This window comes from Streptomyces sp. NPDC088725, assembly GCF_044751305.1.
Taxonomy (GTDB): Bacteria; Actinomycetota; Actinomycetes; order Streptomycetales; family Streptomycetaceae; genus Streptomyces.
In genome coordinates, this window is sequence record NZ_JBIVLO010000015.1 from 1 (window position 1) to 26,450 (window position 26,450).

Below are 26,450 nucleotides of genomic sequence, written 5' to 3' on the forward strand. Positions count from 1 at the left end.
CACACCCTCGAACTGCTCGCGCGGTTTCGTGGGGTACGGCCCGTACTCGCCGATCGGCAGGTACGGCTCCACGTACCCCCACTCCTTGTCCGTCAACTGTCTCCGCGTCATGCACACAGGACTACAGGACCCGCCCCCCGAAGCGAGGGCGAATCCCGCAGATTGATCACGACTCGATACAGGCCTAGGGCGGCGGCGCGGGAGTCGGCACCGCGGGTGACTTTGGTCCGCAGCCGGGCGGTGGCGAATGTGGACTCGATCGGGTTGGTCGTCCGAAGGTGAATCCAGTGCTCCGCGGGGAAGTCGAAGAACGCCAGCAACTGCTCCTGATCACCGGTGATCTTCTTGACGGCCCTGGGGAACTTCGCGCCTGCAAGGTTCAGCGGACAGCGGTATCGGTGAGTGGGGACGTTAGCGTACGACGGCTATCTGCGACTGGCAGGGGGGCGGAGTCCGGGGCGTTGTGGCACGAGGGAGCCGGCTGTGGTGTCGGCGTGCGCCACAGGATCGTTCCAGTCGGTTTCATTGCTCTCCCGACCAGCGCCGATGGATATGCGATGATCCTTCCCGTGTTTCATCCAGCTCAGGGCTCGGATGGAAGAGGGGGAATAGGGATGTCGTTGCGTGACCTGGTCCGCGACGAGGCGATGGCGCGGATGTCTCCGGCGGAACGGTTGGCTCAACTGCGCGCCGCACGGCTGTACTTCCAGCGGCCGGAGAGCCCCGGTTTTTTTGTGTCCGAGACCGTGGATGGTCCGATAGTGCCGGTCTTCACCTCCTGGGAGGAGCTGGCTCTGTTCGCAGGAGCATGTGACTGGGCGTCGACCACGGCCGAGGACTTGGTAGGGCTGTTGCCTGAAGGGGTGCGGGCGCTGGTGGACCTGTTGGGGCCGAACCCGTTCTTGTTGGAGGCCGCGATGCTGGAGGAGCCGGCAGAGGTGGAGGGGGAGTAGACATGGCAGGGGGCGGAGCGGATGGGCCTGCGCCGGGGGATGGCTACAGGATCGAGATCGCTGAGGTGCGCAAGATCATGACGCCGATGGAGGAGTCCGTCGTCGCGGCGCACCAAATCAAGCGTGACTGGAAGTCCATGGCTCAGGGGATCCAGAACGCGGCCACCGTCGACATCGAGAAGCCGGCCAAGGACGTGCTGTCCGAGTGGGGTTTCGGCATGGGGCGGCTCGCCGAGCACGCCGACTCCATCGTTGAAGGCCTGCGGCAGGCCATCGCGGCCTACATGATGGCGGACCTGCTGCAGCTCGAGAACTTTGCGCCGACTGAGGACAACATCGCCAAACTCCCCATGGGCGAACACGGCCTGCGTGCGTGGAGGAACGGAGACCGGCCTCATTTCGATCCGCCTCCCGAGATCTACCAGGAGCCGTGGCTCGACGGCGGTAGCGGCAGTGGTGACGGTACGGTCGTCACGGGCGATCCAACCAGCAATCCTCGTTACCGCGTGGCCGGTGACGGCGGTGAGGGCTGGGTGGTCGACGGCGGTGGAAAGGGCCCTGTCGCATGACGCACAAGGACGCCATGGAGGGCGGCGCTTCTGAGCGCATACCCCCGCACGCCAAGCCCGAAGAGGTCATACCGGGCAAACCCGAGAAGATTGACGACCTGGTCATCAAGCTCCGTGTTTATGCGGGCGCGTTCAAGGACGGCTACGACAAGCTGACCGACTTGTCCCTGCTCCCGTGGACCGGTGCCGCAGCAGATAGCTTCCAGGACGCGAGCAAACGTCTGCCCAGGGAGCTGGAGTCGGCACGCAAGTACTTCACCTCCGCGGCGGGCGCTCTGGACGCCTACGCCGACAAGCTGCGTTCCGTGCAGAACCGGGCCAAGCCGATCATCGAGGACGCGGACGAGGTAAGGGCTGCGTCGAAGAAGTACTGGGAGAACGTCACGGCCTACAACGCCGCTGTCGACCGCGGGGATGACACGCTGCCCGAGCGGCCGCCGGACGACGATCCCATCACCGGGCTGGACTCTTGCTATCGCCGGCTCGACAAACTGGAGAGCGAGCTGCAGGGCGTCGTCGACGACTCCAAGGCCAAGCTCGCCAAGGCGGCCGAGAAGGCCCCCAACGCGCCCGAGGGCTGGAACCGCTTCAAGAAGGGCGTCGGGGACTTCTTCGGCGGCATGGGCGACAGCGCCAAGGACATGTGGAAGCAGTTCGAGTACATGGCTGAGGACGGCCCCGGTGGCGCCAGCCTGCAACTGGCGGGCGCGATCGACGGGGCCGCCTACGCCGCGAACCACCCCAAGGAGTTCGCCAAGGCCGTCACCAACTGGGAGGAGTGGCAGCGGAACCCCAGCCGTGCCGCCGGCCAGCTCACCCCGGATCTGCTGCTCGCCCTCGCCACCGGCGGCGGGGGCGCCCTGCGGAAGGGCGCCTCGACCGCTAAGACTGCCGCTCAGCGGCTGGCGGGACGCGAGCGGGCGCTGCGTCGCGACGGCAGCGCCGCCGAGCGTGCCGACGGCGAGCCGAACAAGCACGACAAGTGCACCAAGGAGAAGTGCGGAGAGGGCGAGCCGGTCGACGTCGCAACCGGCGAGATGTTCATGTCCGCCACGGACGTCAGTCTGCCCGGCGCCCTGCCGCTGGTACTGGAGCGGCACTACGTCTCCGGTCACCCGTGCGGCGGTTGGTTCGGTCCCACCTGGGCGGCCACCCTCGATCAGCGCCTGGAACTGGACGATGCCGGACTCGTCTACATCGCGGCCGACGGCATGGTGCTGCGATACCCGGTACCAGAGCCGGAGACCCTCACCCTGCCCGTCTCCGGCCCGCGCTGGCCGCTGCGCTGGGACGGCAAACCGGACGGCGCCTTCACCCTCACTATCCCGGAGGAGAACCGCCGCCTGCACTTTGCCCGGCTCCCGGTGGGAGGCCCAGAACTGGCGCTCCACGCGATCACCGACCGCAGCGGTGAGGGCGACCGCATCGACTTCGTGTACGACGAGCACGGCGTACCCACCCGGATCACCCACTCCGGCGGCTACCGCATCGTCGTCGACACCGACACAGCCCTGCATCGCGTCACGGCCCTGCGTCTCCTGCACGGCGAGCAACATGAACACAGCGCCCGGCTCGTCGCCTTCACCTACGACGACAGCGGCGACCTGATCGAGGTCGCCAACTCCACCGGCAAGCCGCAACTCTACCGTTACGACGAGCACCGCATCACATCCTGGAAGGACCGCAACGGCACCGCGTTCGCCTACGTCTACGACCACCGCGGTCGCGTCCTGCGTACCGTGGGGCCGACCGGCATCCTCTCGGGCCGCTTCCACTACGACGACGCCCACCGCACCACCCGCTACACCGACTCCCAGGGCAACGTCACCACGTACGTCCTCAACGAGGCGCACAAGGTCGTCGAGGTGACCGACCCGCTTGGTCACACCACCCGCACCGAATGGGACGAGACCAACCGTCTCCCTCTCACCGTCACCGATGCACTCGGCCACACGACGCGGTACACGTACGACGAGGACGGCAACCTCACCCACATCGAGCGTCCGGACGGAAGCAGCGCCGAGGCGGTCTACGACGAGAACGGCCTCCCGACGAAGATCCGCGAGCCCGATGGTGTGGAATGGCGCCACACCTACGATGGCCGCGGCGCACGCACCTCCACCACGGACCCGACGGGCGCTACTACGCACTGGACGTACGACGAGGCAGGCCACCTCACCTCAGTCACGGACGTGCTCGGGCGCACGACGACAGTGACGACGGGCGCGGCGGGGCTCCCGGTGACGGTCACTGACCCCCTGGGACACACCACCCACGTCCGCCGCGGCCCCCACGGCCGCGTCACCGCCCTCACCGACCCGCTCGACCGCACCACCCATTTCGGCTGGACCATCGAGGGCAAGCCCGCCTGGCGCGAGCACCCTGACGGCACTCGCGAGGAATGGAAGTGGGACTGCGAGGGCAACCTCGCCAAACACACCAACCAGGCCGGTCATACCACCGAGTACACCTACACCCACTTCGACCTGCCCGCCACCCGCACCGACCCCGACGGCGCCCACTACGCCTTCGCCTACGACACCGAACTGCGCCTGGTGACCGTCACCAACCCCCAGGGGCATGAATGGCGCTATGAGTACGACACCGCCGGCCGCCTGGTCGCCGAGACGGACTTCAACGGGGTGACCCGCTCCTACGAGCGCGACGCGGCGGGCCGCCTCACCGCCCGGACGAATGCGCTTGGCCAGACGCTGCGGTACACACATGACGCGATGGGGCGGGTGCTCACCCAGCAGGACGAGACGACGGACGAACTGACGACCTTCGCCTACGGTACGCGAGGGGCCCTCGCCCGCGCCTCCAACAGCGACGCGGTCCTGACCCTGGAGCGGGACCCCCTGGGCCGAGTCCTGGCGGAGACGGTCAATGGCCGCACGATCACCTCCGCCTACGACGCGGTGGGCAACCGTTTGACTCGCACGACTCCGTCCGGGCTGGCATCGACCTGGACGTACGACGCCGCCGACCGACCCCTGACCCTCACGACGGCGGGCAACACCCTTACCTTCACCCACGACGCCACCGGTCACGAGACACAGCGTGCCGTCGGCGGTGTCACCCTCAGTCAACGCTGGGATGACACCGGCCGAATCACCGCACAGACGGTTACTTCCGCCGCCGATGACCTCATCCAACACCGCACCTACGCCTACCGGCCCGACGGATACGTCACTCAGATTCGCGAACTGACGTCCGGTACTCGCCACTTCACCCTGGACCCGGTCGGCCGGGTCACGGGTGTACAAGCGCACGGCTGGACCGAGCGCTACGCCTACGACGCGGCCGGGAACCAAACCCACGCCTCGGCGCCAGGACAGGAAACCTCTGGCGAGAGGGAGTTCACCGGAACCCTGGTCCGCAAGGCGGGCCGCACCGTGTACGAACACGACGCCGCGGGCCGCCTGATCCGTAAGACCCGCAAGCTGCTTAACGGTCAGACCCGGACGTGGGCCTACGCGTGGAGTGCCGAGGACAAGCTCACGCGGGTCGTGACGCCGGACGGCGAGACGTGGACGTACTCCTATGACCCCCTGGGCCGCCGCATCGGCAAGACCGACCCGAAGGGCGCGACTCTCACCCTCGCCTGGGATACGACCCGCCTCGCGGAACAGACCGCCCGGGGCGGTGCGACCTGTACCTGGGACCACGCCCCGGAGACTCACCGCCCCCTGACCCAGACGGTCGGCGAAGTGGGAACCTCACGCTTCCGTGTCGTGGTCACGGATGCCACGGGGACGCCCACCGAACTGCTCACCCCAGACGGCGAAATGACGTGGCAGCACCGGACTACCCTCTGGGGAACCCCTGTCCCTGCTCCCTCCGACGTGGAGACCTGCCCCCTCCGCTTCCCAGGCCAGTACGCCGACCCCGAGAGCGGCCTTCACTACAACTACCTCAGGTACTACGACCCGGAAACGGCTCGATTCCTCACCCCAGACCCGCTCGGTCTCACCCCTTCGGACAACCACCATGCGTACCCTCGAAACCCGATCCGGCTGACCGACCCGCTCGGACTGGCTCCCTACGACCTCGAACCCGAGTCGGAGAAGATCGCGGACCACGCCAACGGTGAAGCGCTCCGCCCCGACGGCAACGGAACGCACTACGTGCGAGGAGTCGACCCCAAGGCCCTGAAGTTCTACGTCGACGGAGTGATCAACGAGCGCATACCCAACATCGAACCGAAATACGGACTGCGAAATGGTCGAGAGGCCTTCTGGGACCCGGACAAGGAGGCCGTGGTCATCGTGGACGGTGACGGGGGCACCGTGTTCACCCCCAAGCAGGGATACTCCTACTTCGAGGACCTGGAATAAGAGGAGCGGTATGTCCGAGCAAACCAGCCGCAGCGTCAGTCTCTCCCACTCGGAGTTCACGAGGCTTTACTTCCTGACACGCGAACTCAATGAGTTCCCCGCCGAGAGACTGCAGGGTTTCGGATGCGATGCCGAAGAACTGGAAGATCTGTTGTCACGGCTCAGGAGCGCTCGTCGGCAGTCCAAAGAGCATGGGGAAGCTCACCGTTTGACACTTGTCTTCTCGACCATGCTCCCTGAATCGGACGCCGCACCAGCTCTTGCCCGCGACGGAGACAACCACACTCGGGCGGCGCCCGCCCACACCACCGTCACCGTTCCCGCCAGCGTCGCGCAGTGGTGGGCCCCCGCAGCGCGCTGGGTCCTCCATGCTCACAGTCCCCGGGAGATTTCCCTACGCACTGGGTACTCAACCGATGAGCTGCGCGAAGCACTGGCAACCTTGCCGGACTGAGACCGCTTCGTGCCTCGCCTCCTCAAGGAGCGGTATTGGCGGCGGGCGAGGCGGTCATGGAGCCCCGCTCCGTTGCGGAACCGGATAGCGTAGGGGTGTGCGCATCCGCCCTGCCGTTTGCAGCTGCAGGTCTTGAAGAAACTGCCCATCCCACGGATGAGTTTGGTCGCCACGTGCACCGCTCCTGACTCATGCTGGGAGTTTGCTGACCAGCGGTCCTACAGCATGGTCCTGACCTGCGGCCGCGTCACACTAGCGCACCGCCCGTGCCAGCGGCATGCACCGTCTCATTCAGGTGCGACGGTAAACCAGCCGTGTGGTCGGAGCGTGGCAGCGCTCCGAAGAAGTGCTGGAGGTCAGCGCCGCCCTGCGAAAACCACAGCCGCCGCCGTGCCGCCCAGGATGGCCCCGCGATGACCTGGGCTGTGGTGTGGTCGCGGAGGGAGACACGGGACCAGCCGACGGCGGCGACGCCGAGGAAGAGGAGGGCGGCCCACCAGCCATAGGCGACAGTGATGACGACGGCGACGCCGGAGGCGACGGCGGTGTGGACACTGACCTTCCACCAGACAGTGACCGCCATGGTCAGCAGCAGGCCGGCGATCATGGCGGCGACCAGGGCGACGACCTCGCGGGGCGCGTCGAGCGCCAGGAGCAGGCCCGTGCCGATGAGGACGGAACTAAGGGTGACGAAGAGCCGTGTCCACCGCTGGGACCGAACCTTGAGGTGCTTGTCCGTCCAGCGCCCACGACGGACTCCGGCGACGATGTAGGCGATCGGCAGGCCGCCGCAGAAGGCGCCTGCCAGCAGGCCCCCAGCCCGCACCCGCAAGGGAGTTGGTGGAGTGCCAGCCGATGACCAGCAGGACGCCGATGACCAGGTTGGCGGGCGCCAGGACCTCGGTGACGAGGCGGGCGGATCGCCTCTCGGCAGGAACGGCGGCAGTGGGTGGAAGCTGGGTGGCGGTGGTCATGCCGGTGTCTCCTCAAGGTGGGCGCGGAGGAAGTCCTGTGTGGCGCGGGAGCGGTAGGCGGTGCTGAGCGTGGTGAGGGCGCGGATCTCGGTGGCGAGGTCGCGGCCTCCGCTGGCGGGGGCATGGGTTCACCGGAGCCAGTGGCCGCTCCCCGGAGCCGTTCCTCGCGGGCGACGGCGAGCCAACAGGCCTCGGCGGTGATGTCGGCGTGAGCGCCGATGAAGCCGAGGGAGGTGGCGTGGTCGTAGGAGCGTCCGCGCAGTTCCGCCGGTGCGTAGTCGGCGAGAGTGAGGATCGAGTCGCGGATCTCGATGGTGCGCCGGTACAGCCGGTCATGTGTACGCAGTGGGTTGGTGGCGTCGGCGACGCGGCTTGGCGGGGTGTCGAGCCGGGTCTCCGGGACGGCGTCGGTGAGGGTGCGCCACAGGGGGTAGAGGCTGACGAGCTGCCAGTGGGAGCGGATGCGGGCGAGGACGCGTGGGGCGGCAGGGAGGGTGCTCCCCAGCACGATCAGCAGTAGGGCCAGGAAGAGCAGGCCCGTGCTGAGCACGTGGTTGACGTGTTCGCCGAGCAGATTGCTACCGACGTAGTCGATGAACAGCACGGCGACGCGGTGGAGGGCGTATATGAGGCCGACGGCTGTGCCGGTGCCGATGAGGATCAGCCCTCGGCCGACAAGTCCGCTGTCGGGGCGGCGCCCCCAGCGGAAGCACAGCAGCGTGGCGCTGAGCAGGGCGGCGCCGAGGTGGGAGGTCCATATGACGCCGTACGCGAGGATCGTGGCGTGGTCGGCGTAGTCCGCCAGGAGATCCTCCGCCTCGCGAGGCTGGGGCGTGGCGAAGAAGCAGGCAGCCAGCAGGACGACCGTGACGGCAGGCACGGCCCTGTGCAGCCCGGATACGCGCATCCCGGTCTTCGACTCGGCCATGTCGGCGACGAAAGTGAGGACCGATGCCGCCGCGACGGTCCCGCAGATGTGCTTGATCAGGAACGACAGGTTGGTGACGTGCAGGTGCTCGTCGACCGCCGCTGCGATGGCGACCGGTCGAACTGTCATGGCCGCAGCGAGTGCCGCGAAGGCCAGCCAGAGACTGAGTCGTTCGGGTCTCCGGAAGGCGGAGGGGGCGCGCCAGAGGGTGACGGCCCAGAGCAGGACGGCGGGTATCGCATCAATCATTTGTGGGGGAGTCTCAGGTGTGGGGGGAGTCTCAGGAGTCGCTGAGCGCGGCGTTGAGCCGACGCAAGGTGCTGGGGGTGGTCCGGTCGCCGTTTCCACGCAGAGCGGCACGGGTCGCGATGAGGCCGGCGAGCGTTTCCGCGCTCCGCTCCTCCTCGGTCTCGTAGCTCGTGCGGCCAAGGACACCCGTCACGAGGTCGGCGTCGAGGTGGTGGAAGGCGCGGCCGAGGGTTTGGCGAGGGGTGTGCCCGAGGAGCATGTGACTGACCTCGTGCAGCACGATGTGGTCCCGGTGGAGAGGGCTGGTGGATTCCTCCACGAGGATGTGGTCCGCCTTCTCCGTGGCGAGCCAGGCTCCGCAGGGCAGTTCGTCACCAGTGATCGCCGGAAACGCGTGCAGGTGGATAGGACGGCCGCGCTTCTTGGATACGCGCGCGAGCAGTTCCTCGATCTTGAAGGGGTCCGGAAGGTCGAGATCGTCCAGGATGGATTCGAGCCGGATTCCCTGATCTTGGGCAGGCGTCGAACGACCGGACCTCATCTGCCCTCCGACTCCGATACTTCTCGAACGCGCGACTCACTGCCGCGATGCCGTGGCGAGTATATGGATCATTTCCGGTCGCACATCTGGAGGGTTGCCGATTGCGCCGGTCAAATACGGACAATTATTCGCAAATGGGGTGAGGGTTCCATCGCTAATGAGCGTCAGTTCATGTCATCGTGATGTTTGCCACTGGAATTCATGTCGGTGATCGAATTCTCGTCGGGGGCCCCGAGGCCTTCGAGTTCACGGGCGCGTTCGATGAATTCGGAAATGATCTTGAGGCTCTTGTCGGAGAGCCCGGATGCGCGCAGGGCAACTGATCTCACGCCTGCATCGCGCAGGGCGGCGAGCGCGTCGAGTTCGGCGGCGATCTTCTCTGATTCGTCGTCGTTGAAGAAGTAGGCGGGCTTTACGCCGAAGAAGGTGGAGAGGGCCTCGAGGTGTCGCTTCGTCGGGTTGTCCTTGGCGCCGGTTCGCAGCTGCCAGATATAGCTTGCGGAGATCGTCGGGCCGCCCTGCCGACGGATGCCTGACGCGACCTCTTCGTAGGCGTACGGGCCGCGCCCCTTTGGGTGCACGGTCGTGAACAGGCGGTCCAAGCGCTCGGCGAGCGTGCTTCGGGCGCCCTCCTGCTGGGTGCTTAGCTCGTTCTCGTGGTCCATCGTGGCGGTCCTTCGGTCGCGTTGCGCCTTTACTGAGGTGGATGGCGATCCCGTTCTCATTTTCTTGGGTTGACAGCGGCGCCCCATCTGAGTCTAGGGTGACCATCGTGCCATCCACTCACGAAAACGGTCCACCTTGCAGCCGCGCGCGGGTGCCTGGGAGCGGCAACTCCCGGGCATCGGACGCACGCCCTCGATCGAACGTCGTCGAGGATCCGCGACTGTGTGTCCAGCTTGCAGCCGACACGGCGCAGCTCCGTCCATGAGGGCGACATATCCGATGCGCCCACCGGCCCTCACTGGTGCCGTTTCCGGTCGCGCTGTGAGCCCTGAACGTCCGCCGGCCTGAGGTATGTGTCGAGTTGGCGTCGAATCGGCCCTGTGCCCGCTGTGCGCTGGAGTGTTGACCGCCGTCTGCATATGTTGCTGGTCCCTCGGCGGTACGCGCCGGCACCGGGCTCAACACATGGGAGGGAATAGGACAACCCAAGCGTGCCACGGACGCGCTTCCTCCAGCGGAAATGAAACCGGCGCCCAGAAGTTAGCCGCTTCCGGACGCCGAGCCCGCCACCTCAAGGGGGCGGAACCATAACTGGAGCGGGTCGGCTGACCTAACTCGGCCGGCATCTCCCGCCACTGCGCGCCCGAGCGGAACTTCCAGATCACACCCTCGAACTGCTCGCGCAGTTTCGTGGGGTACGGCCCGTACTCGCCGATCGGCAGGTACGGCTCCACGTACCCCCACTCCTTGTCCGTCAACTGTCTCCGCGTCATGCACACAGGACTACAGGACCCGCCCCCCGAAGCGAGGGCGAATCCCGCAGATTGATCACGACTCGATACAGGCCCTAGGCGTGTCCCGCCGCCTCGTCCCGGCCCGTCGGAGTTCCTGGCTTTCCACCACAGGATCAAGGCAGTTGTGGAGCGTCGGGTCTCCATCGGGGTCACATGCCCGCCGGCAGCGGGGCGACGCAGTCGCCCATGCGTCCCGAGTGCGGGCGCTGCAGCGGCGCCGTCCAGTCCCGTAAGGCCGCCGGGGCACGCAGAAGTTCGCTTGGCGCAGGTGCCCGGGCAGACGGCCGACTCGGCCGGCAGGAGGCCGAGCGGCGTGCTGGGCGCCGGTCCGACGTGTGCCCGGTCCGTCCGGGGGCGCGTCATTCGTCGGAGGGCGCTTCCGTGATGTCCAGGTAGACCTGGTCGGCCTCGGGCCAGGTCCGTGTCACCGACCTCTTGATGCGTACACAGACCAGTTCGACGGTCTCGCTGTCGAGGCCGGGAACCAGGTCTATGCGAGCGGCGACCAGGGTGGATTCGAGGCCGAGTTTCATGGTGAGCAGGGAAGCGACGTTGTCGATCTCGGGCTGAGCGTCGAGCAGGGAGTGGATACGGCCGCGCAGGACCGGATCGACCGACTCGCCGATCAGCTGGGCGCGGGCCTCGGCGCCGAGGCGGTAGGCGATGTAGACGAGGAGCACACCGATCGCGAGGGAGGCGGACGCCTCCCACACCACGTTGCCGGTGATCCAGTGCAGCGCCATGCCGACTATGGCGAGGACGACACCGAGGACGGCGGTGGCGTCCTCGGCGATGACGGTGCGCAGGGCCGGGTCCCCGGTTCCTTCCTTGGAGCCGCGTACCTGGAGCAGGGCGCGTACGAGCGAGATGCCTTCGGCGAGGAACGCGACGCCGAGCACGATCAGCCCGATCGTGTAGCCGGAGTCGGTTTCGTGCGTGTCGGAACGGAGTGCTTCGATCCCCTGGAAGAAGGAGAAGCAGCCACCCATGACGAAGATCCCGACGGCTGCGAGCAGGGCCCAGAAATAGCGCTCCTTGCCGTAGCCGAACGGATGCTGTCGGTCCGCCGGTTTGCGGCTGCGCCGCAGGGAGGCGAGGAGGAAGACCTCGTTCAGGCTGTCGGCGACGGAGTGCGCGGCTTCGGAGAGGAGTGCCGGGGATCCTGAGATCAGACCGCCGAGGGCTTTGGCCACGGCGATCACGAGATTCGCCGCGAGCGCCACCAGGACGGTCACCCGGGTCTTGCCGTCGGACTCTTTCTGATTCACGTGGTCTCACTTTGTGTCGTGCTCGGCGCGGGCGGGATCCGGCGGGCGCCGGGCGGTACGGAGACCGTGCGGAATCCTTCCTCCCACGGTCCTGTTCCGGGTGCCTCCGCCTTCGCGGCCCAAACGTTCCCAAGCGCCGAGAATTCGTCCCTCAGAGTGAAGAAAACGGCGCCCCCGGCGCAGCGGCCGACTGACGCCCCGGCCATCGGGTACGCGGATGACCATGAACCCACCGAACATGCTCAATGGCGCCGCGGGCGCCGTCCTCGCGGCGGACACCGCCGGGTCCCTCGCGCTCATCCTGGTGGTGGGACTGATCGTGGTGGCCCTGCTCATCGGCGGTTTCATCATCGGGATGCGCCGGCGCGACAAGGAGCCGCCTCCGCCGCTCCCCTCGGAGCAGCCGCACCGTCCCGCCCACCCGACGCACATCGAGGAGAACGTGGAGCCGTCCGACATGTTCCCGACGGGCGGCGAGCGGTTCACCCCGCACGAGCTGGGCGGGCACGGCGACGAGGCCTTCGGCCACGAGGACGAGCGCTCCCGCCGGAGCCAGAACGGGGGCCGGAACGTGGGCGAGCGGGGCGACGGCCTCCGCGGCGGCCTGCGCGACGAGCGCCGTGGCGAGAGCCCCGGCGGCGGACCTCCCGGGGACGGTCCCGTACGCGGCTGACGCCTGGGCGAGGCCCCGGCAGGTGAACGCGGAGCTGCCCGGGTGCGAACGCGTTCGCGGGTGCGGCGGAGTTCGTACGCCCGGGGGCGTCGCGCGGTCCATTCCGTGCGGGGCGACGTGGACGAGTTCGCGTCGGCGGTGAAGGCGTACGCCGCCGGCGCCGGTTCCATGGAGATGATCCGGGTGGGCTGCGACCGTAAACTGCCGTTCCCGGCCTCCTGGGAGAGGACGCCGCGGCAGCTCTGCGCCCTTCCGGCCGATCCCGTCCGGCGCCCCGGAAAGCACCGGATGCCCCGCGCGCGCCGCCGCAGCGGCCGCGAGGGGCATCCCGGTCGGATCCTGGGCCGGTAGCGTCCTGGGTACGGGACCCGGCGTGCTCAGGGCTTCGTCAGGATCTCCGCTTCAGGATCCCTGCTTCAGATTCTGCGGCAGCCGCTCCAGCAGTCCGCGCAGATCGTCCGCGTGCTCCTCCTCCTGCGCCAGCAGGTCTTCGAAGACCCGGCGGGTGGTGGGGTCGCCGTCCCCCAGCCACTTGGTGATCTCGGTGTACGACGCGATGGCCACGCGCTCGGCCACCAGGTCTTCCTTGATCATCTGAATCAGGTCCGCGCTCTCGTCGTACTCCGCGTGGGAACGCCGGGTCAGGGTGTCCGGGTTGAAGTCCGGCTCCCCGCCGAGCTGCACGATGCGCTCGGCCAGCTTGTCCGCGTGCTGCTGCTCCTCACCCGCGTGCTCCAGGAACTCCGCGGCGACAGGCTCGGAGTACAGGCCCGTGGCCGTGTAGTAGTGGCGCTTGTAGCGCAGCGTGCAGACGATCTCCGTGGCCAGCGCCTCGTTGAGGACCTGGAGGACCCGCTTGAGGTCGGCGCCGTAGGCGTCCGTCACCGGGCCCTTGTCGATCTCCTGGCGCGCACGCGCGCGAAGCGTCTCGATGTCGGTCAGGAACTCGGCCATGGCCGTGCACTTCCTTTCGTCTCACACTTTCGTCTCAAACGGCTTTACGTGCGTGAACATTCGCCTGCCCCTCCCTTCCCCGTACACGCCCGTGATGCCGACGTTGTTGCGCGTGACTCATCCGCACGGCCCTATGAGCGGGCTGTCGTCCGCCGCCGCTGTCAGTTCCTCCTCAGGCCCGCCGTGCGGGCGGCTCGGACGAGTACGTCGCGCAGCATCGCGGGGGTGAGCCGCCCGGTGAAGGTGTTGCGCTGACTGACGTGGTAGCAGCCGTACAGCCGCAGGTCCGCGCCGCCGTCGGTGGCGGGCAGGGTCACCCGGACGCCGTGGCCGAAGACCGGGCGGGGGCGCGGCAGGGACCAGCCGGCCGCCGCCAGCGCGGGCAGGACGGCCTGCCAGCCGAACGCTCCCAGCACCACGAGCGAGCGCGCGGTGGGGCGCACCAGTTCGAGTTCCCTGACCAGCCAGGGACGGCAGGTGTCGCGCTCGTCCGGGGTCGGCCTGTTGGCGGGCGGCGCGCAGTGGACCGGTGCGGTGATCCGTACGCCGCGCAGCCGCAGTCCGTCGTCACGGGCGGTCGAGTCGGGCCGGCTGGCCAGTCCGATGTCGTGAAGCGCGGCGAACAGCACGTCACCCGACCGGTCTCCGGTGAACATGCGGCCCGTGCGGTTGCCCCCGTGCGCGGCGGGGGCGAGGCCGACCATGAGCATCGCGGCGTCGGCCGGGCCGAAGCCGGGCACGGGGCGGGCCCAGTAGTCCTGGCCCTCGTACGCGTGCCTGCCCTCGCGTGCCTTCTGCTCGCGCCAGGCCACCAGGCGGGGACAGGCCCGGCAGTGCGAGACGCGCTCGTCCAGCCCGGGGAGGTCGCGGGCGAGGCCGGCCTCGCGCCGCGGGAAGCCCGGAAGCATGGGATCTCTCCCTCCGTCAGGTTCGTTCCGGTCGGCCGACGTTACCTCTCCCGCAGGTCCGCGGCCTGTGTGGACCGCCGGTGCCGGGGTAGTCGCCGGGACCGTACGTCCGCCGGACGGGGACGTGACGCCGAACACGACGAGCGGGGAGAAGGCCCTGGTAACCAGTGAGAACACCGAGACGGGTAGGACCATCAGGGCACTGTTCCGGTCCGGCGGGCGCGCGAGCGGGCAGAGACTGAGGGTGCGTGATGTCAAAGACACAGTGAGCGTTCCGGTGGCCCGCGTCGTCAAGCGCAGCCGCGAGCCCGCGGTCGTGCAGACGCTGCGGTCCGCCGTGGCCGCGACTCTCGCCTATGTGGTGGCCCTCCGGCTGAGCAGCGAGAGCGCGCCGCTCACCGCTCCGCTGACGGCGCTGCTCGTCGTACAGGTCACGCTCTACTCCACTCTGACGACCAGTATCCGACGGGTGAACGCGGTCGTCGCCGGCGTGCTGGTGGCGATCGGCTTCAGCGAACTGGTCGGGCTCACGTGGTGGAGCCTTGGCCTGATCATTCTGGCGTCGCTGGTCGTCGGCCGGATCGTGCGGGTCAGTGAATTCGTGCCCGAGGTCGCGATCAGCGCGATGCTCGTGCTCGGTGTGACCGAGGTGGCGTCCACCGCCCTGGACCGGGTGCTGGAGACCGTCATCGGCGCCGTGGTTGGTCTCCTGTTCAACTTCCTGTTCGTGCCGCCGCTGTGGATCGGCACCGCCGGCGAGTCCATTGACGGTCTCTCACGGCGGATGCGGCAGCTTCTGCTGCGTGTCGGCGAGGGGCTGACCAGCCCCGTCTCGGTCGAGCACGCGGCCTCGCGACTGCATGAGGCACGGCGTCTCGACCACGACATCAGCGAGGTGGACGCGGCTCTGCGCCAGGCGGAGGACAGCCTCAGGTTCAATCCGAGGGTCAAGGAAGGGCTGTTGAACCGGGTGGTGCTGCGTACCGGTCTCGACACCCTGGAGATCTGCACGGTGGTGCTCCGGGTGCTGGCCAGGACGCTCACCGACCTGGCGAAGGCGCGCCGCGAGGAGCCGCTGTTCCCGCCGGAGGAGGGCGCCGCCCTGGAGAACCTGCTCGGCCATGTTGCGGACGCGATCGTGAGTTTCTCCGTCCTGGTCACGACGCAGGTGAGCGAAAGCGCGGAGATGGCGGAGTCACGGCTGGCCGAGGATCTGGCCGCCGCGGCCGCGGACCGGGAGTACGTGGCGCAGCTGCTCCTTGCGGGGGTGCGGAGGCATCCGCGTCAATGGCAGCTCCATGGCGCGATACTGACGGAAATCGACCGGATCCTCGATGAGTTGAACATAGAGAACCGCTCGACGCGGTTGCTGGAGGAGCTGGACCGCGCGACCCGGGAACAGCGCGAACGCCATCCGCGGCTGGCGGCGGCCCGGCAATGGGCTCGCGACATACTCGCCCGCCGCGGCCGTGCGTCCTGAGCCGCCGGGCGGAGTGCGCATCTCGCGCGCCCGCCCCGGTGTCACGGTCATAACCCTCGCGGTATTCCGCCGTGCCGCGAGAACGGTGCGTGAGCGTGCGGGCCACTCGAATTCACCACTGGGAACCTCGTCGCCAACGCGTCGTCACATCGGCCCGTCCCAGGGGCTTTACGCCGCTCCGACGCGCGACATGCATGGACGGCGAACGCGACGCGACACAACGCCCGAAACCGTCCAAAACGGAACGGTAAACACTTCAGGCCGAAATGTTGGCGGAATCTTTGCTGAATATGCCGCAATTCGTTATGAGCGGGGGCGGCGGCGCCTATTCCCCAGGCTCACACGGTCTCCTCACCGCGCACACAGCTCCTGACGCACCGCCCATTCGGGACATCAGGTGCACGAGGGAGGCAAGTTGAGAGGGCCGAGTGGGGAAATCGGTGCGGATGGCGATACTGTGCGCGCGCGCCGTCATTGTCGGCGGCGCAGTTATCGCGGAGGATTCTGTGACTGTATTCAACAGATCGTTGAGGCGCCCCGGCGCTCTCATAGCGGTCGCGGCGGCGGGTGTCCTGGGGGTCGGCCTTTCGGCCGGCACCGCCAGTGCGCACACGCCGACCTGGTCGATCGACTGCTCGTCCGTCAGCGTTGACCTGACCGCCTACGGCCATGGCAACGACAAGGTCAACTCCGTCAGCCTCACCACGGCGGACGGCGTTGAGCTTCTGAACGAGAAGTTCGGCGACCAGCTCCACAAGAAGATCGACCTTCCCGAGCACTACACCCCGCTGGCCGTTCACCTTTCGGTGAAGGCCGCCGACGGTGACCGGTACTCGACGGAAGACGACAAGACCTCTCCGGTCTGCGAGGGTCAGACTCCCCCGCCGTCCGAGGAGCCCACCCCGTCTCCGTCGGCCCCCTCGGAGGAGCCCTCCGAGGAGCCGTCCGAGCAGCCTTCGGAGCAGCCGTCGGACTCCCCCAGCGCTGCCCCCAGCAGCGAGCCGAGTTCGTCCGCCGCGGTTCCGCCCGCCTCTTCGGCGCCGAGCCCTGCCGGTGACCTCGCCGAGACGGGTTCGTCCAGCAACACCCCGATGATCGCCGGCGGTGCCGCTGTTGTCCTGGTGGCCGGCGCGGGCATCCTCTGGGCCTCGCGTAAGCGTCGCGCTGTACAGCACTGACCCGTACGTGAACGCCCTTGCCGCTCCGGACGGATCAGCCGTTGTCAGGCTGGCCCCGCTCCTGTCGTCATGCCGGACTTCGTTCAGCACTTCCGCCGCCAACATCCGGCGGCCTGGACGATACGTGTCCGGCCTTGAGACGTGGACCGAACGACAGCTCGCCCCTTAGGGCGCGTCGATCCGGTTCCGTACGGCGGGAGTTGTGCGCGTCGTCGCGCCGCACCACGGTGAACGACGAGATCTGACCGAAGCCGGCCCGGGGACGTACGCAACGGGCGGCCCGGCCTCTGGCCGGGCCGCGGCGCCGTACCCCCCGGTACGTGTGGGCCCCGCAGCTTCCCGCTGCGGGGCCCATCACGTTTCCCCGGCCGTGCACGCGCTCGTAGGGCCGCCGCGCCGTCGTCATGGTCATCCCCCCGCCTGCGGCCCTGTGTCCTGTGCGCCTACCCACTGAGCGGCGGACCACGCCCTGCGGTGCCCGGCCGGCCGCGGGCGCCGCCCGGGGCGGGATGCGCGACGGCGCCCCCGCGCCGACAATGCGGGAGAGGCGACCGATACGAGGGGGCGCCGATGGATCCGGTCACGGCTCTCGACAGGATCGCGTTCCTGCTGGAGCGCTCGGGGGCGCGGACGTACCGCGTACGCGCGTTCCGTACGGCCTCCGGCGTGCTCGCGGACCTGCCCCCCGACGAGGTGGCGCGGCGCACCGCCGCGGGCACCCTCACGCGCATCCGGGGCATCGGTCCGACAACGGCGCAGGTGGTGGAGGCGGCCCTCGCGGGGTCGGTGCCGGACTATCTGGCGCGACTGGAGCGCGAGGCGGCCGTTCCGCTCGCCGGGCAGGGGGCGGAGCTGCGCGCGGCGCTGCGCGGCGACTGCCATCTGCACTCGGACTGGTCGGACGGCGGCAGTCCTGTGGACGTGATGGGCGCGGCGGCCGCGGCGCTCGGCCACGAGTGGGCCGTCCTCACGGACCACTCCCCCGGACTGACCGTCGCCCACGGTTTGTCGGCCGGGCGGCTGCGGGAGCAGCTTGCCGTGATCGCGGAACTGAACGAACGGTGGGCGCCCTTCGAACTGCTCACCGGTATCGAGTGCGACATCCTGCCCGACGGCTCACTGGACCAGGATCCCGCGTTGCTGGAACAACTCGACCTGGTGGTGGCGTCCGTCCACTCGAAACTGCGGATGGACGCTCCGGCCATGACCCGGCGCATGATCGCCGCCGTCCGTGATCCGCTGACCGATGTGCTGGGGCACTGCACCGGACGGCTCGTCACCGGGCGCGGCCGTCCGGAGTCGGAGTTCGACGCGGGGGCGGTGTTCGCCGCGTGTGCCGAGTCGGGTACGGCCGTGGAGATCAACAGCCGCCCCGAGCGGCTGGATCCGCCCCGCCGGCTGCTGCGCGCGGCGGTCGCGGCCGGGACGTTCTTCGCCATTGACACGGACGCGCACGCGCCCGGCCAGCTCGACTGGCAACTCCTCGGCTGTGCGCGGGCGCGGGAGTGCGGCGTACCGGCGGACCGCGTCGTCAACACCTGGACGGCCGATCAGCTGCGGCGGTGGACGCGGTCGCGTACCGGTCCGGGGAAGGGCCGTTGACCCGGCCCTCGGGTGTCCCGCGGTGGCGCGTCGTCAGCCGCCGAAGCTCCAGGACACCGTGTGGTCCATGCCGACGAGCACCGCGAGGACCACGAGATCGGCCACTCCGAGGGAGAGGCCGAGGACGGCGCGGCCCTTGCGAGCCGTGCCGCGCCAGAGGGCGAGGCTCGCCAGTACGACGGCCAGCGGGCCGAGGAAGAGGTTCATCACCAGCAGACCGAGCAGGCCGACGATGAACGAGGCGACGGCCATGCCGTCGGCGTCACGGGTACCTGTGCGCCTGCCTGCGGGAGCGGTGAGTGTCATGAGCGGTACTCCTTTCCGGGGGATCAGCCGCCGGGAGGTGAGGGGGAAGCCCGGGAGATGGCGTGGCGTCAGTGCTGCGGCCGGTGCTGCCGGCTGCGGGCCCGGCGCTCCCGGACGGCGAACAGCACCAGCCAGCCGCCGATGAGGGCGGCGCCGATCAGACTCACCGGGAGCGGGGTGTGCGCCACCGTGCCCAGCAGGACTCCCAGCAGCAGGACCGCTGCGACGAGGACGAGCATGAGATTGCCTCCTTGCGGACGTGGGGCGGACCGTGCCCGCGGTGTCGTTCCGACACTTGCGAGTACAGTCGTTCACTGACTAGTGAGTCTAACAACGCGCCTTCCGGAGAACAGCTGTTTACTGAATGGCATGAGTCACAGTCACGGCGGAGTCCGCCAGGAGCGGAAGCAGAAGACCCGGCAGGCGCTGATGGACGCGGCGCTGCGCCTGCTGGAGGACCAGGGGCTCAGCAGTCTGGGACTGCGTGAGGTGACACGGGCCGTGGACATGGCCCCGACCGCCTTCTACCGGCATTTCCGGGACACGGCCGATCTCGGCGTGGCCCTGGTCGGACAGGCGCTCGGCGAGCTGCACGGGATGGTGCTCGACGCGCTTGCCGACACCGTGAGCGCCGAGGAGCGGATCGACGGTGCCGTGGAGGTGATCGCGCGTCATGTCCGGGCCTACCCCGCCCATGTACGGTTCATCGCCCGCGAGCGGCACGGCGGGGTACGGCTCGTGCGCGAGGCCATCGCCGCGGAACTGCGCCGTTTCGGCGACGAGGTGGCGTCCGCGCTGGCCGCGCAGCCGGCGTCGGAGGGCTGGAGCGAGGAGGATCTGGGGATGCTGGCCGGGGTCTACGTCGACCACATGGTGATGACGGCTTCCGCGTTCCTCGACGCCACGCGGGAAGGGCCTGGCGCGCCGGAGCGCGTGGCCTCCGAGGCTCGCCGCCGGCTGCGGCTGATCAGCCTGGGCCGCCGCCACTGGCTCGACTGACCGTCAGACCCGAGCCCGTCAGGAGCCGGCCCGTCAGCGGTGTACCCGTCGGGAGTGCGGCGGCGGCCCGGAGCGGCCTGTGTTCAGGCCGCGCTCAGACGCTCAGCGGTGCGCCCTCGCCGACCCGCGCCCCCGGGAGCCGGTGCGCGGCCGCCGTCAGGGCCGCCTTCACATCACGGGTTCCGGTGGCCACACACAGCATGTGGGAGACCTCGTCGAACTCCCCGCGTACGGAACGGCCTTCCGCCCCCGCGTGCGCCGCGGCCAGCGTTTCGTAACGGTTCACCAGATTACGCAGGAAGACGGGGTGAGCCAGCGGCATGTCGGCCTCCAGGGACGGGACGGAAGGACAGGGACGTCCGTCACCGCGTGCCCCGTGATCGCCGTCTGATGCCCGTCCGTCATGGAACGGACGGGCCGTCCCGCCGGGCGCCACCGGTCCTCGCGGCGTGCCGGGCGAAGACGGGAAACGCGAACCAGCACAGGACGAACCACATCACCATGACCCCGACCAGCCAGGCGGCGATCGTGTCGTCCACGACGACACGCAGGACGAGCAGCAGCGAGGAGGCCATCGTGCAGAGCAGGAGCACCAGTCCGACAAGGGTCAGACGCGACGCCCAGACGACCATCTGCGGCTTCAGACGGCGTCCGGTCAGCAGGCGGTGGAACGTCACCGGGCCGATGAGCGCGCCCACCGCGGAAGCGCCCAGCATCACCGTGACCGTGTAGAGCACCCGCTCACTGCCCGACAGCGCGGAGAACCGGGCCTGGAAGACGACGGTCAGCAGGAAGCCGAACAGGATCTGCACACCGGTCTGCGCCACGCGCAGCTCCTGGAGCAGTTCGCCCCAGAGCCGGTCCGCGCGCTCCTCACCCGTCTCGTCACGGCCGGAGTCGTCCGTGCGGTCGCTGTCGCGCCTGCCGCCGGTCGATGCCATCCCTGCCTCCCGCCGGAGCCGCTGATCACCGCGAGGCCACTGACCACCGCGAACGGAGCGGGCGCCCCGTGTCCCGACCGTAAGCCCGCGCGGAGTTCACAGCTCGACGGAGCCGGTGCCGACGGTCCGCGCGCCCACGGCCGCCCGCCGCCCGCAGGACATCCGCCGCCCGGCTGAAGATCGTGATGCGGGACCGCGTGGGCGTCCCTACGGTGAGAGACGCGCCCCGCCGTTCCGCCGCGTGGGAGGTTTTTCCGCTCCGTCACCGGTCACCCGGGCGGAACACGACGGCCCGAGGAGGTCTGGATGACGGAGTACGGCTATTTCCTCTCCTGCGAGGAACACACTCCTGCCGCGCTGGTCGAGCAGGCACGTATGGCCGAGCAGGCCGGGTTCACCTCCCTGTGGATCTCGGACCACTTCCATCCCTGGAACGACGAGCAGGGCCAGAGCCCCTTCGTGTGGTCGGTGATCGGCGCGCTGTCCGAGGCCGTCTCGCTGCCCGTGGAGACGGCGGTGACGTGCCCCATCATGCGGACGCACCCCGCGATCGTGGCGCAGGCCGCGGCGACGAGCGCCGTGCTGCTCGACGGCCGTTTCCGGCTCGGGATCGGCAGCGGTGAGGCGCTCAACGAGCATGTGCTGGGCGGGGCGTGGCCCGAGGCCGCCGTACGTCTCGAGATGCTGGAGGAGGCCGTGCAGGTGATGCGGCTGCTCTTCCAGGGCAAGCGGGTCAGTCACCGCGGCAAGTACTACACCGTGGAGAACGCCCGGCTGTACACCGTTCCCGACGAGCCGGTGCCGATCGACATCTCCGCGTTCGGTCCGATCGCGGGCGAGGTCGCCGGGCGGATCGGGGACGGATTCATCACCATGGCGCCGGACGCGGACGCCGTGGAACGCTTCCGGCGCGGAGGCGGCGGGAGCAAGAGCGTGCGCGGCGGGCTGAAGGTCTGCTGGGGGCCGGACCGCGAGGAGGCGGAGCGGACCGCACACCGGCTGTGGCCCAACGACCAGCTGCCGGGCGAGCTGGCGCAGATCCTGCCCACGCCGTCCCACTTCGAGCAGGCGTCGCGGCTCGTCACCCCCGAGATGGTCGCCGGGAACGTCACCTGTGGCGATGACCCGGACGCGCACATCACGGCGATCCGCGCGTACACCGACGCCGGTTTCGACACGGTCTACGTCAACCAGATCGGCGCCGACCAGCAGGGCTTCTTCGACTTCTACCGTACGAAGGTGCTGCCGGAGCTGCCGGCCTGAGAGCCGGCCCGCTGCCCCCGCCTCCGCCGGCCGGCCCTCAGCAGGCCGGCGGAGGCGGGGGCAGCGGCGGCAGGCGCAGGTGTGCCAGGTCGTCCGGGACCGTGCCGCCCGGGCGGAACAGCGGAGGGGCCTGGCCGTCGATCGCCGCGGCGGGCGCGTCGGTGAGCCGGAAACGGTCGCGGAGCCTGCTGTAGAAGTCGGTGGGGCCCATCCGCACCATGCGCAACCGGTACTGGGCGCCGTACACACCGACCCAGTCGCCCGGTTCGAGGACGCCGCGCAGCTGGCCGTCGACGCTGATCGCGACGTTTCCGGAGTGGGGCAGGACGCGCAGCCCGACCGCCTCGTCGGGGGCGGCCACGACCGAGCGGTCGAACGTCATGTGCGGGGAGACCGGCGTGAAGACCACCGCGTCCATGTGCGGGGAGAGCACCGGTCCGCCGGCCGCGAAGCTGTACGCGGTGGAGCCGGTCGGAGTGGCGACGACGAGCCCGTCCGCGGAGTACGAGGCGAGGAGCCGGCCGGCGAGGTAGACCCCCACACTGACCTGCCGGTCCCGTACGAGCTTCTCCAGCACGACGTCGTTGAGCGCGATGACGTCCAGTGCCACACCCCAGCCCTCTTTCCCGTCGTCGGTGTCGGGACGTACGTGCGGCGGCGGCAGCGCGGGCGCGCGTCCGTAGCTCATCAGCGCCTCGACCCCGGACGGGATCTCCAGGGGGCGTGAGGCCCGCATCGTGAGGGTCATGCGCTCCTCGACGGTGGCGCGGTCCTCGTGGACCGCGTCCAGCGCGCGGCTCACCTTCCCGGCGGGGACTTCGGTGAGGAAGCCCACCCGGCCGAGGTCGACCCCGAGGACCGCCGCGTCGCAATGGGCGCCGAGACGTGCTCCGCGCAGGAAGGTCCCGTCACCGCCGAGGGTGACGACCAGATCGGGGTTGCCCGTCGCCACGGCCTCCTCCCTGCTTCCGAGGCGCGGTTCGTGGGCCTTCCACGCGTCGAGTTCCTTGCAGGGGACGGAGTGCGCGTCGCACCAGTCGAAGACGGTCCTGGCCGCCTCCACCGCGGCGGGACGGCCCTGGTGAACCACGAGACCAATGCGTTGCACGGGCATGCTGGCGCTCTCCGTCTGTCCGGTGGCCGGCGGCGGGCGAGGACGGGTGAAACCGGTTCGTCCGCTTGGGCTCGGGGATTATTCGTCCGCTTCAGGGTTCAAGGATTACCGGAGAGGACCGGGCGGACACGGCGCCTTCGGACGCGGCGCGCCGGACTGTGCCACGTCCGCCCCAGGACAGAGGTTTAGGGGCCCGTTCTCACCCGAATGGCGGAGTGTCACGGTGAGCCGCCGGGGGCCGCTGTGGCCGCCTGGGCGGCGCGCCCGGGCGTGCGGAGGGGTGGGTACGGGCCGCCCCCGGTTGCCGTGGATGTCGTACGGAGGCGCGATGGATGGGTACGCGCCTGTCATACGAGGGGCCTGTCCCCATGGCGCGCTTCCCCCACGCGAGGAGTGATCGCTGATGTCAGCCGATGGCGTCTTCAACAACCCCGGCGAGCTGAATGGCCTGACCGCCCACGACAAGGACGGCACAAAGATCGGCAGCGTCGGCCAGGTCTATGTCGACGACCGCACGGGACGTCCTGAATGGGTCACCGTGAAGACCGGGATGTTCGGCATGAAAGAGAGCCTCGTGCCGCTGGACGGTGCCCGCCGCAGCGGTGAGGACCTGCACTTCCCCCACAGCAAGGAGACCGTGAAGGAGGCACCGCGCCTGGACGCCGACGAGCACCTGGACGCCTCCCAGGAGAAGCAGCTCTACCAGCACTACGGACTCACCAATACGACCGGCACCGGGATGGGCACGCCCATGGCGACCGGCACCGCCGGGATCACCGGTGCGGGCACGGCCGCCACCTCCGGCGGGGCCGCCGGGGCGGGCACGGGCGCGGACGCGCGGTTCGGCAGGGGCGCTCCCGCCGGAGAAGCCGCGCGGCCGCCCAGGACGACCGCCGACAGCCCTGCCACGGCGGGGATGCGCAAGGAACCCGCCATGCGGGGCAGCGAGGAGTTCACCGGCCGGGAGATGGGCGAGGAGCTCATACGGTCGGAGGAGCAGCTGCGGGTCACGACCGAGGAGCACGAGGCCGGGCATGCCCGGCTGCACAAGATCGTCGTGACCGAGAACGTCACCACCACCGTGCCGCTGACCCACGAGGAGGTCCGGGTCATCCACGAGCCGATCGCGCCGGAGGACCGGGCCATGGCCCGCGACTCGCGCATCGGTGAGGCGGAGACCGAGGTGACTCTGCACGCCGAACAGCCGGTCATCCGCAAGGAATCCATCCCCGTCGAGCGCGTGCGCATGGAGACGGAGAAGGTGACCGAGCAGAAGGAGGTCTCCTCCGACGTCCGCAAGGAGCAGATCGAGTACGACTCGGGAGAGGGCGACACGGGTATGGGCGGCAAGCGCGGCCCCGGCCACTGACTCCGGCGCGGATCCCACCGCGGATCCACCGCAGGTCCCTCGTGCGGGGTGCCCCGTGCGGGTCCGGAGAGGTCCCGCGCGGGTCCCGCGGGGCAACGACCGTTCCCGGGCCCGCTCAGGGCCGGGAACGGTCGTTGTTTCCTCCTCGGGCCGGTCGGTTAGTCTGTCTCGGTCCGCACGATCGCGCTCTGCTCCCGGCTGTTCGCCGCTCGGGGCCGGGAACGGACTGTCAGCCTGCGGGCGTGGCTTGATCTCCCCGGGGCGCCCTCTCCGCCCCGCGCGCAGACCCGTGCCGCCGTCCCACCGTGGCGGTGGCCGTCCGCCGCCATGTCAGGGAGACCGGCCCTCATGTCTTTCTCTGCCCCCGATCCCGGCCGCACCGAAACCACGACCGCGCGGCTGGTGCTCGCCGGGGTCAACCGCGCCCACGGCGGCCGGTTCCGCCTCCTGAACCGGCTCAACGGCGGCTTCCAGTCCGGGACATGGCTGGTGCGCGACAGTGCGGACGGCGCGTCTCTCGCGGTGCTCAAGTGGTCGGCACGCTCATCCGGTTCCGGGCGGCTGCCGCGCGCGGCGGCGGCCGTGGAGCGGGCCGCGGCGGGCGGGTACCGTACTCCCGCGTGGCTCGCCGCCGGAGTCACCGGGGACGGATTCCCCTATAACGTCCAGGAGTTCGTCCCGGGCAGCCCGGCCCGGCGGCTCACCGCCGGCATCGCGGGAAAACTTGTCCCGCTGCTGGAGAGCCAGCGCGGGCTGGACGCCGATCCTGAGCACTGCTGGTCGCGGTATGTGCGTGAGCGGCTGGACGGCACGACGGTCGGCGTACGTCGCGGGATGGCCGGGCCGGGCGCGCGGGGACACCGGTTCAGCGCGGCGATCGACGCACTCCTCGCGGTTTCGGGAGACGTCGAGCTGCCCGCCCACGACTTGGTGCACGGCGACTTCCGGCTCGCCAACATCCTGTTTCCCACGAAGCACACCCCTACGGCCGTCGACATCGAGGCACTGGGCAGCGGCACCCGCGCGTACGACTACGCAACGCTCCTGACGGAGGACGACGTGGACCCCGCGGGCTGGGATCTGATCCGCGACGCCGGTGAGCAGGTCGCGGGGCCCGCCGTCCTCGCGCACTGCTTCGCGCTGGCAGCCCTGGAGCTGGTGGACTTCGTCCGCCTGCGCGTCCCGGAGCGGCTGCCGGTCGTCATCGGACCGCTGACGGACAGGGCGGCGGCGCTCACACCACCCCGGGCACGGCACAGAACCACGCCGTAGTTGTCAATGCCTACATGCGAGTACGCTGACTTCTATGACAAGCAGTGTGAAGGAGTATCACCACGGGAACCTTTACGCCGCGCTCCTCACCGAAGCCGAGAAGCTGCTGCCGGAGACGGGCGCGGCGGGACTCTCCCTGCGGGAAGTCGCACGCCGGACGGGTGTCAGCCACGGTGCGCCGCGGCGGCACTTCCCCGACAAGCAGGCACTGCTGTCGGCACTGGCCGAAAACGGCTACGAACGGCTCGGCGCACAGCTCGACGCGGCTCTGGACGGGGCCGAGGGGACATTCACCGAGCGGCTCACGGCGTTCGCCACGGCCTATGTCGACTTCGCCGTCCGGCACGGCGCGCTGCTCGACCTGATGTTCACGTCCAAGAACTGGCCCGACGCGGACCACCTCCTGCGCGCCAACGAGCGCGCGTTCGCCGCCCCGGTCCAGTTGCTCGCTCGGGCCCGCGCGGTCGGTGAGATCACGGACGGCGACGCCGAGCGTGTGGACATGGCGGTCCTCGCGGTCCTGCAGGGGCTCGCGGTCATGGCGCACGCCGGTCTGGCGGGTACGCGTCCCATGGCCGACGTGGTCAGCGGCACCGTCACCACGCTCGCCGACGGGCTGCGGCCCCGCCGGAGCTGAGCACACCGCACCCCGCGCGCC

The 26,450-nt window shown here is 69.5% G+C and carries 26 protein-coding genes and 2 pseudogenes; 14 read left to right on the top strand and 14 right to left on the bottom strand.

Annotated features, from left to right (window positions below; translation table 11 throughout):
• Positions 1 to 167 precede the first annotated feature (167 nt).
• Positions 168 to 371, bottom strand: a pseudogene (locus ACIP6N_RS28085) (transposase); the annotation flags it as partial.
• A 243-nt stretch (positions 372 to 614) separates the two neighbouring features.
• Here ACIP6N_RS28085 and ACIP6N_RS28090 point away from each other — a divergent pair.
• Genes ACIP6N_RS28090 through ACIP6N_RS28105 form a run of 4 tightly spaced genes read left to right on the top strand, consistent with a single transcriptional unit; the run spans position 615 to position 6,313 of the window.
• Positions 615 to 953 carry an SseB family protein gene (locus ACIP6N_RS28090; RefSeq protein WP_362211928.1) on the top strand — a complete coding sequence of 113 codons (339 nt, stop codon included), beginning with the start codon at positions 615 to 617 and terminating at the stop codon, positions 951 to 953.
• Positions 954 to 955: 2 nt separating this feature from the next.
• Positions 956 to 1,522, top strand: a complete 567-nt coding sequence (locus ACIP6N_RS28095) for a hypothetical protein (RefSeq protein ID WP_401820163.1) — start codon at positions 956 to 958, stop codon at positions 1,520 to 1,522.
• On the top strand, positions 1,519 to 5,859 hold the full coding sequence (locus tag ACIP6N_RS28100) for a DUF6531 domain-containing protein (RefSeq protein ID WP_401820164.1): 4,341 nt from the start codon (positions 1,519 to 1,521) through the stop codon (positions 5,857 to 5,859). Before ACIP6N_RS28095 ends, ACIP6N_RS28100 begins: the two co-directional genes overlap by 4 nt.
• A gap of 10 nt (positions 5,860 to 5,869) precedes the next feature.
• Positions 5,870 to 6,313, top strand: coding sequence for a hypothetical protein (locus ACIP6N_RS28105; RefSeq protein ID WP_401820166.1), 444 nt, complete (start codon positions 5,870 to 5,872; stop codon positions 6,311 to 6,313).
• A gap of 247 nt (positions 6,314 to 6,560) precedes the next feature.
• Here ACIP6N_RS28105 and ACIP6N_RS28110 read toward each other — a convergent pair whose 3' ends face one another.
• From ACIP6N_RS28110 to ACIP6N_RS28135, 6 genes and pseudogenes are all read right to left on the bottom strand, one after another.
• On the bottom strand, positions 6,561 to 6,920 hold the full coding sequence (locus ACIP6N_RS28110; protein WP_401820169.1) for a hypothetical protein: 360 nt from the start codon (positions 6,918 to 6,920) through the stop codon (positions 6,561 to 6,563).
• Positions 6,917 to 8,464: an MAB_1171c family putative transporter gene (locus ACIP6N_RS28115; protein WP_401820170.1), complete on the bottom strand. Its 1,548-nt coding sequence runs from the start codon at positions 8,462 to 8,464 to the stop codon at positions 6,917 to 6,919. The genes ACIP6N_RS28110 and ACIP6N_RS28115 overlap by 4 nt, the downstream gene beginning before the upstream one ends.
• Before the next feature lie 31 nt (positions 8,465 to 8,495).
• A complete protein-coding gene (locus ACIP6N_RS28120) occupies positions 8,496 to 9,005 on the bottom strand; it encodes a hypothetical protein (RefSeq protein ID WP_401820173.1) in 510 nt (169 codons plus the stop codon).
• 164 nt (positions 9,006 to 9,169) lie between these two features.
• Complete coding sequence (locus ACIP6N_RS28125) at positions 9,170 to 9,670, bottom strand: XRE family transcriptional regulator (RefSeq protein ID WP_401820175.1); 501 nt, start codon at positions 9,668 to 9,670, stop codon at positions 9,170 to 9,172.
• Between the two features lie 585 nt (positions 9,671 to 10,255).
• Positions 10,256 to 10,444, bottom strand: a pseudogene (locus tag ACIP6N_RS28130) (transposase); the annotation flags it as partial.
• 380 nt (positions 10,445 to 10,824) lie between these two features.
• A complete protein-coding gene (locus tag ACIP6N_RS28135) occupies positions 10,825 to 11,733 on the bottom strand; it encodes a cation diffusion facilitator family transporter (RefSeq protein WP_401820178.1) in 909 nt (302 codons plus the stop codon).
• Positions 11,734 to 11,956: 223 nt separating this feature from the next.
• Here ACIP6N_RS28135 and ACIP6N_RS28140 point away from each other — a divergent pair, with 223 nt between their 5' ends.
• Together ACIP6N_RS28140 and ACIP6N_RS28145 are read left to right on the top strand one after the other, a co-directional pair.
• Entirely contained in the window at positions 11,957 to 12,406 is a 450-nt protein-coding gene (locus ACIP6N_RS28140) for a DUF6479 family protein (protein ID WP_401820180.1), read from the top strand.
• Positions 12,407 to 12,511: 105 nt separating this feature from the next.
• Positions 12,512 to 12,757 carry a hypothetical protein gene (locus ACIP6N_RS28145; protein WP_401820183.1) on the top strand — a complete coding sequence of 82 codons (246 nt, stop codon included), beginning with the start codon at positions 12,512 to 12,514 and terminating at the stop codon, positions 12,755 to 12,757.
• A 51-nt stretch (positions 12,758 to 12,808) separates the two neighbouring features.
• Here ACIP6N_RS28145 and ACIP6N_RS28150 read toward each other — a convergent pair whose 3' ends face one another.
• Together ACIP6N_RS28150 and ACIP6N_RS28155 are read right to left on the bottom strand one after the other, a co-directional pair.
• The gene (locus tag ACIP6N_RS28150; protein ID WP_401820186.1) at positions 12,809 to 13,360 is read right to left on the bottom strand and encodes a bacterioferritin; all 552 of its coding nucleotides are present in this window, start codon (positions 13,358 to 13,360) and stop codon (positions 12,809 to 12,811) included.
• Between the two features lie 161 nt (positions 13,361 to 13,521).
• A complete protein-coding gene (locus ACIP6N_RS28155) occupies positions 13,522 to 14,268 on the bottom strand; it encodes a uracil-DNA glycosylase (RefSeq protein WP_401820187.1) in 747 nt (248 codons plus the stop codon).
• Positions 14,269 to 14,512: 244 nt separating this feature from the next.
• Between ACIP6N_RS28155 and ACIP6N_RS28160 the strand changes: the two genes are divergently transcribed.
• The 3 genes from ACIP6N_RS28160 to ACIP6N_RS28170 all read left to right on the top strand — a co-directional run bounded on the left by ACIP6N_RS28160 (position 14,513) and on the right by ACIP6N_RS28170 (position 18,528).
• Positions 14,513 to 15,748 carry an aromatic acid exporter family protein gene (locus ACIP6N_RS28160; protein WP_401820189.1) on the top strand — a complete coding sequence of 412 codons (1,236 nt, stop codon included), beginning with the start codon at positions 14,513 to 14,515 and terminating at the stop codon, positions 15,746 to 15,748.
• Positions 15,749 to 16,254: 506 nt separating this feature from the next.
• Entirely contained in the window at positions 16,255 to 16,926 is a 672-nt protein-coding gene (locus ACIP6N_RS28165) for an LAETG motif-containing sortase-dependent surface protein (RefSeq protein WP_401820192.1), read from the top strand.
• A gap of 570 nt (positions 16,927 to 17,496) precedes the next feature.
• The gene (locus ACIP6N_RS28170; protein ID WP_401820195.1) at positions 17,497 to 18,528 is read left to right on the top strand and encodes a PHP domain-containing protein; all 1,032 of its coding nucleotides are present in this window, start codon (positions 17,497 to 17,499) and stop codon (positions 18,526 to 18,528) included.
• Between the two features lie 33 nt (positions 18,529 to 18,561).
• On the opposite strand, the gene ACIP6N_RS28175 is transcribed toward ACIP6N_RS28170, so the two are convergent.
• Both ACIP6N_RS28175 and ACIP6N_RS28180 read right to left on the bottom strand, forming a co-directional pair.
• Positions 18,562 to 18,834, bottom strand: coding sequence for a DUF4190 domain-containing protein (locus ACIP6N_RS28175; RefSeq protein ID WP_401820197.1), 273 nt, complete (start codon positions 18,832 to 18,834; stop codon positions 18,562 to 18,564).
• A gap of 68 nt (positions 18,835 to 18,902) precedes the next feature.
• The gene (locus ACIP6N_RS28180) at positions 18,903 to 19,073 is read right to left on the bottom strand and encodes a hypothetical protein (RefSeq protein WP_401820198.1); all 171 of its coding nucleotides are present in this window, start codon (positions 19,071 to 19,073) and stop codon (positions 18,903 to 18,905) included.
• A 130-nt stretch (positions 19,074 to 19,203) separates the two neighbouring features.
• Here ACIP6N_RS28180 and ACIP6N_RS28185 point away from each other — a divergent pair, with 130 nt between their 5' ends.
• Complete coding sequence (locus ACIP6N_RS28185; protein WP_401820200.1) at positions 19,204 to 19,833, top strand: TetR family transcriptional regulator; 630 nt, start codon at positions 19,204 to 19,206, stop codon at positions 19,831 to 19,833.
• A gap of 94 nt (positions 19,834 to 19,927) precedes the next feature.
• Here the strand turns inward: ACIP6N_RS28185 and ACIP6N_RS28190 are convergent, their stop codons facing one another.
• Both ACIP6N_RS28190 and ACIP6N_RS28195 read right to left on the bottom strand, forming a co-directional pair.
• Positions 19,928 to 20,155 carry a DUF5133 domain-containing protein gene (locus ACIP6N_RS28190; protein ID WP_401820202.1) on the bottom strand — a complete coding sequence of 76 codons (228 nt, stop codon included), beginning with the start codon at positions 20,153 to 20,155 and terminating at the stop codon, positions 19,928 to 19,930.
• A 79-nt stretch (positions 20,156 to 20,234) separates the two neighbouring features.
• Positions 20,235 to 20,774: a DUF6328 family protein gene (locus ACIP6N_RS28195; RefSeq protein ID WP_401820204.1), complete on the bottom strand. Its 540-nt coding sequence runs from the start codon at positions 20,772 to 20,774 to the stop codon at positions 20,235 to 20,237.
• Between the two features lie 306 nt (positions 20,775 to 21,080).
• On the opposite strand from ACIP6N_RS28195, the gene ACIP6N_RS28200 reads away from it, so the two are divergent.
• Entirely contained in the window at positions 21,081 to 22,037 is a 957-nt protein-coding gene (locus ACIP6N_RS28200; RefSeq protein ID WP_401820206.1) for an LLM class F420-dependent oxidoreductase, read from the top strand.
• Between the two features lie 37 nt (positions 22,038 to 22,074).
• On the opposite strand, the gene ACIP6N_RS28205 is transcribed toward ACIP6N_RS28200, so the two are convergent.
• Positions 22,075 to 23,151 (bottom strand): NAD(+)/NADH kinase, encoded by a 1,077-nt coding sequence (locus tag ACIP6N_RS28205; RefSeq protein WP_401820208.1) that lies wholly within the window; start codon positions 23,149 to 23,151, stop codon positions 22,075 to 22,077.
• Between the two features lie 403 nt (positions 23,152 to 23,554).
• On the opposite strand from ACIP6N_RS28205, the gene ACIP6N_RS28210 reads away from it, so the two are divergent.
• The 3 genes from ACIP6N_RS28210 to ACIP6N_RS28220 all read left to right on the top strand — a co-directional run bounded on the left by ACIP6N_RS28210 (position 23,555) and on the right by ACIP6N_RS28220 (position 26,429).
• On the top strand, positions 23,555 to 24,520 hold the full coding sequence (locus ACIP6N_RS28210) for a PRC and DUF2382 domain-containing protein (RefSeq protein ID WP_401820211.1): 966 nt from the start codon (positions 23,555 to 23,557) through the stop codon (positions 24,518 to 24,520).
• 348 nt (positions 24,521 to 24,868) lie between these two features.
• Positions 24,869 to 25,792 (top strand): phosphotransferase, encoded by a 924-nt coding sequence (locus tag ACIP6N_RS28215; RefSeq protein ID WP_401820212.1) that lies wholly within the window; start codon positions 24,869 to 24,871, stop codon positions 25,790 to 25,792.
• A 34-nt stretch (positions 25,793 to 25,826) separates the two neighbouring features.
• Positions 25,827 to 26,429, top strand: a complete 603-nt coding sequence (locus ACIP6N_RS28220; protein WP_401820215.1) for a TetR/AcrR family transcriptional regulator — start codon at positions 25,827 to 25,829, stop codon at positions 26,427 to 26,429.
• Positions 26,430 to 26,450: the final 21 nt, after the last annotated feature.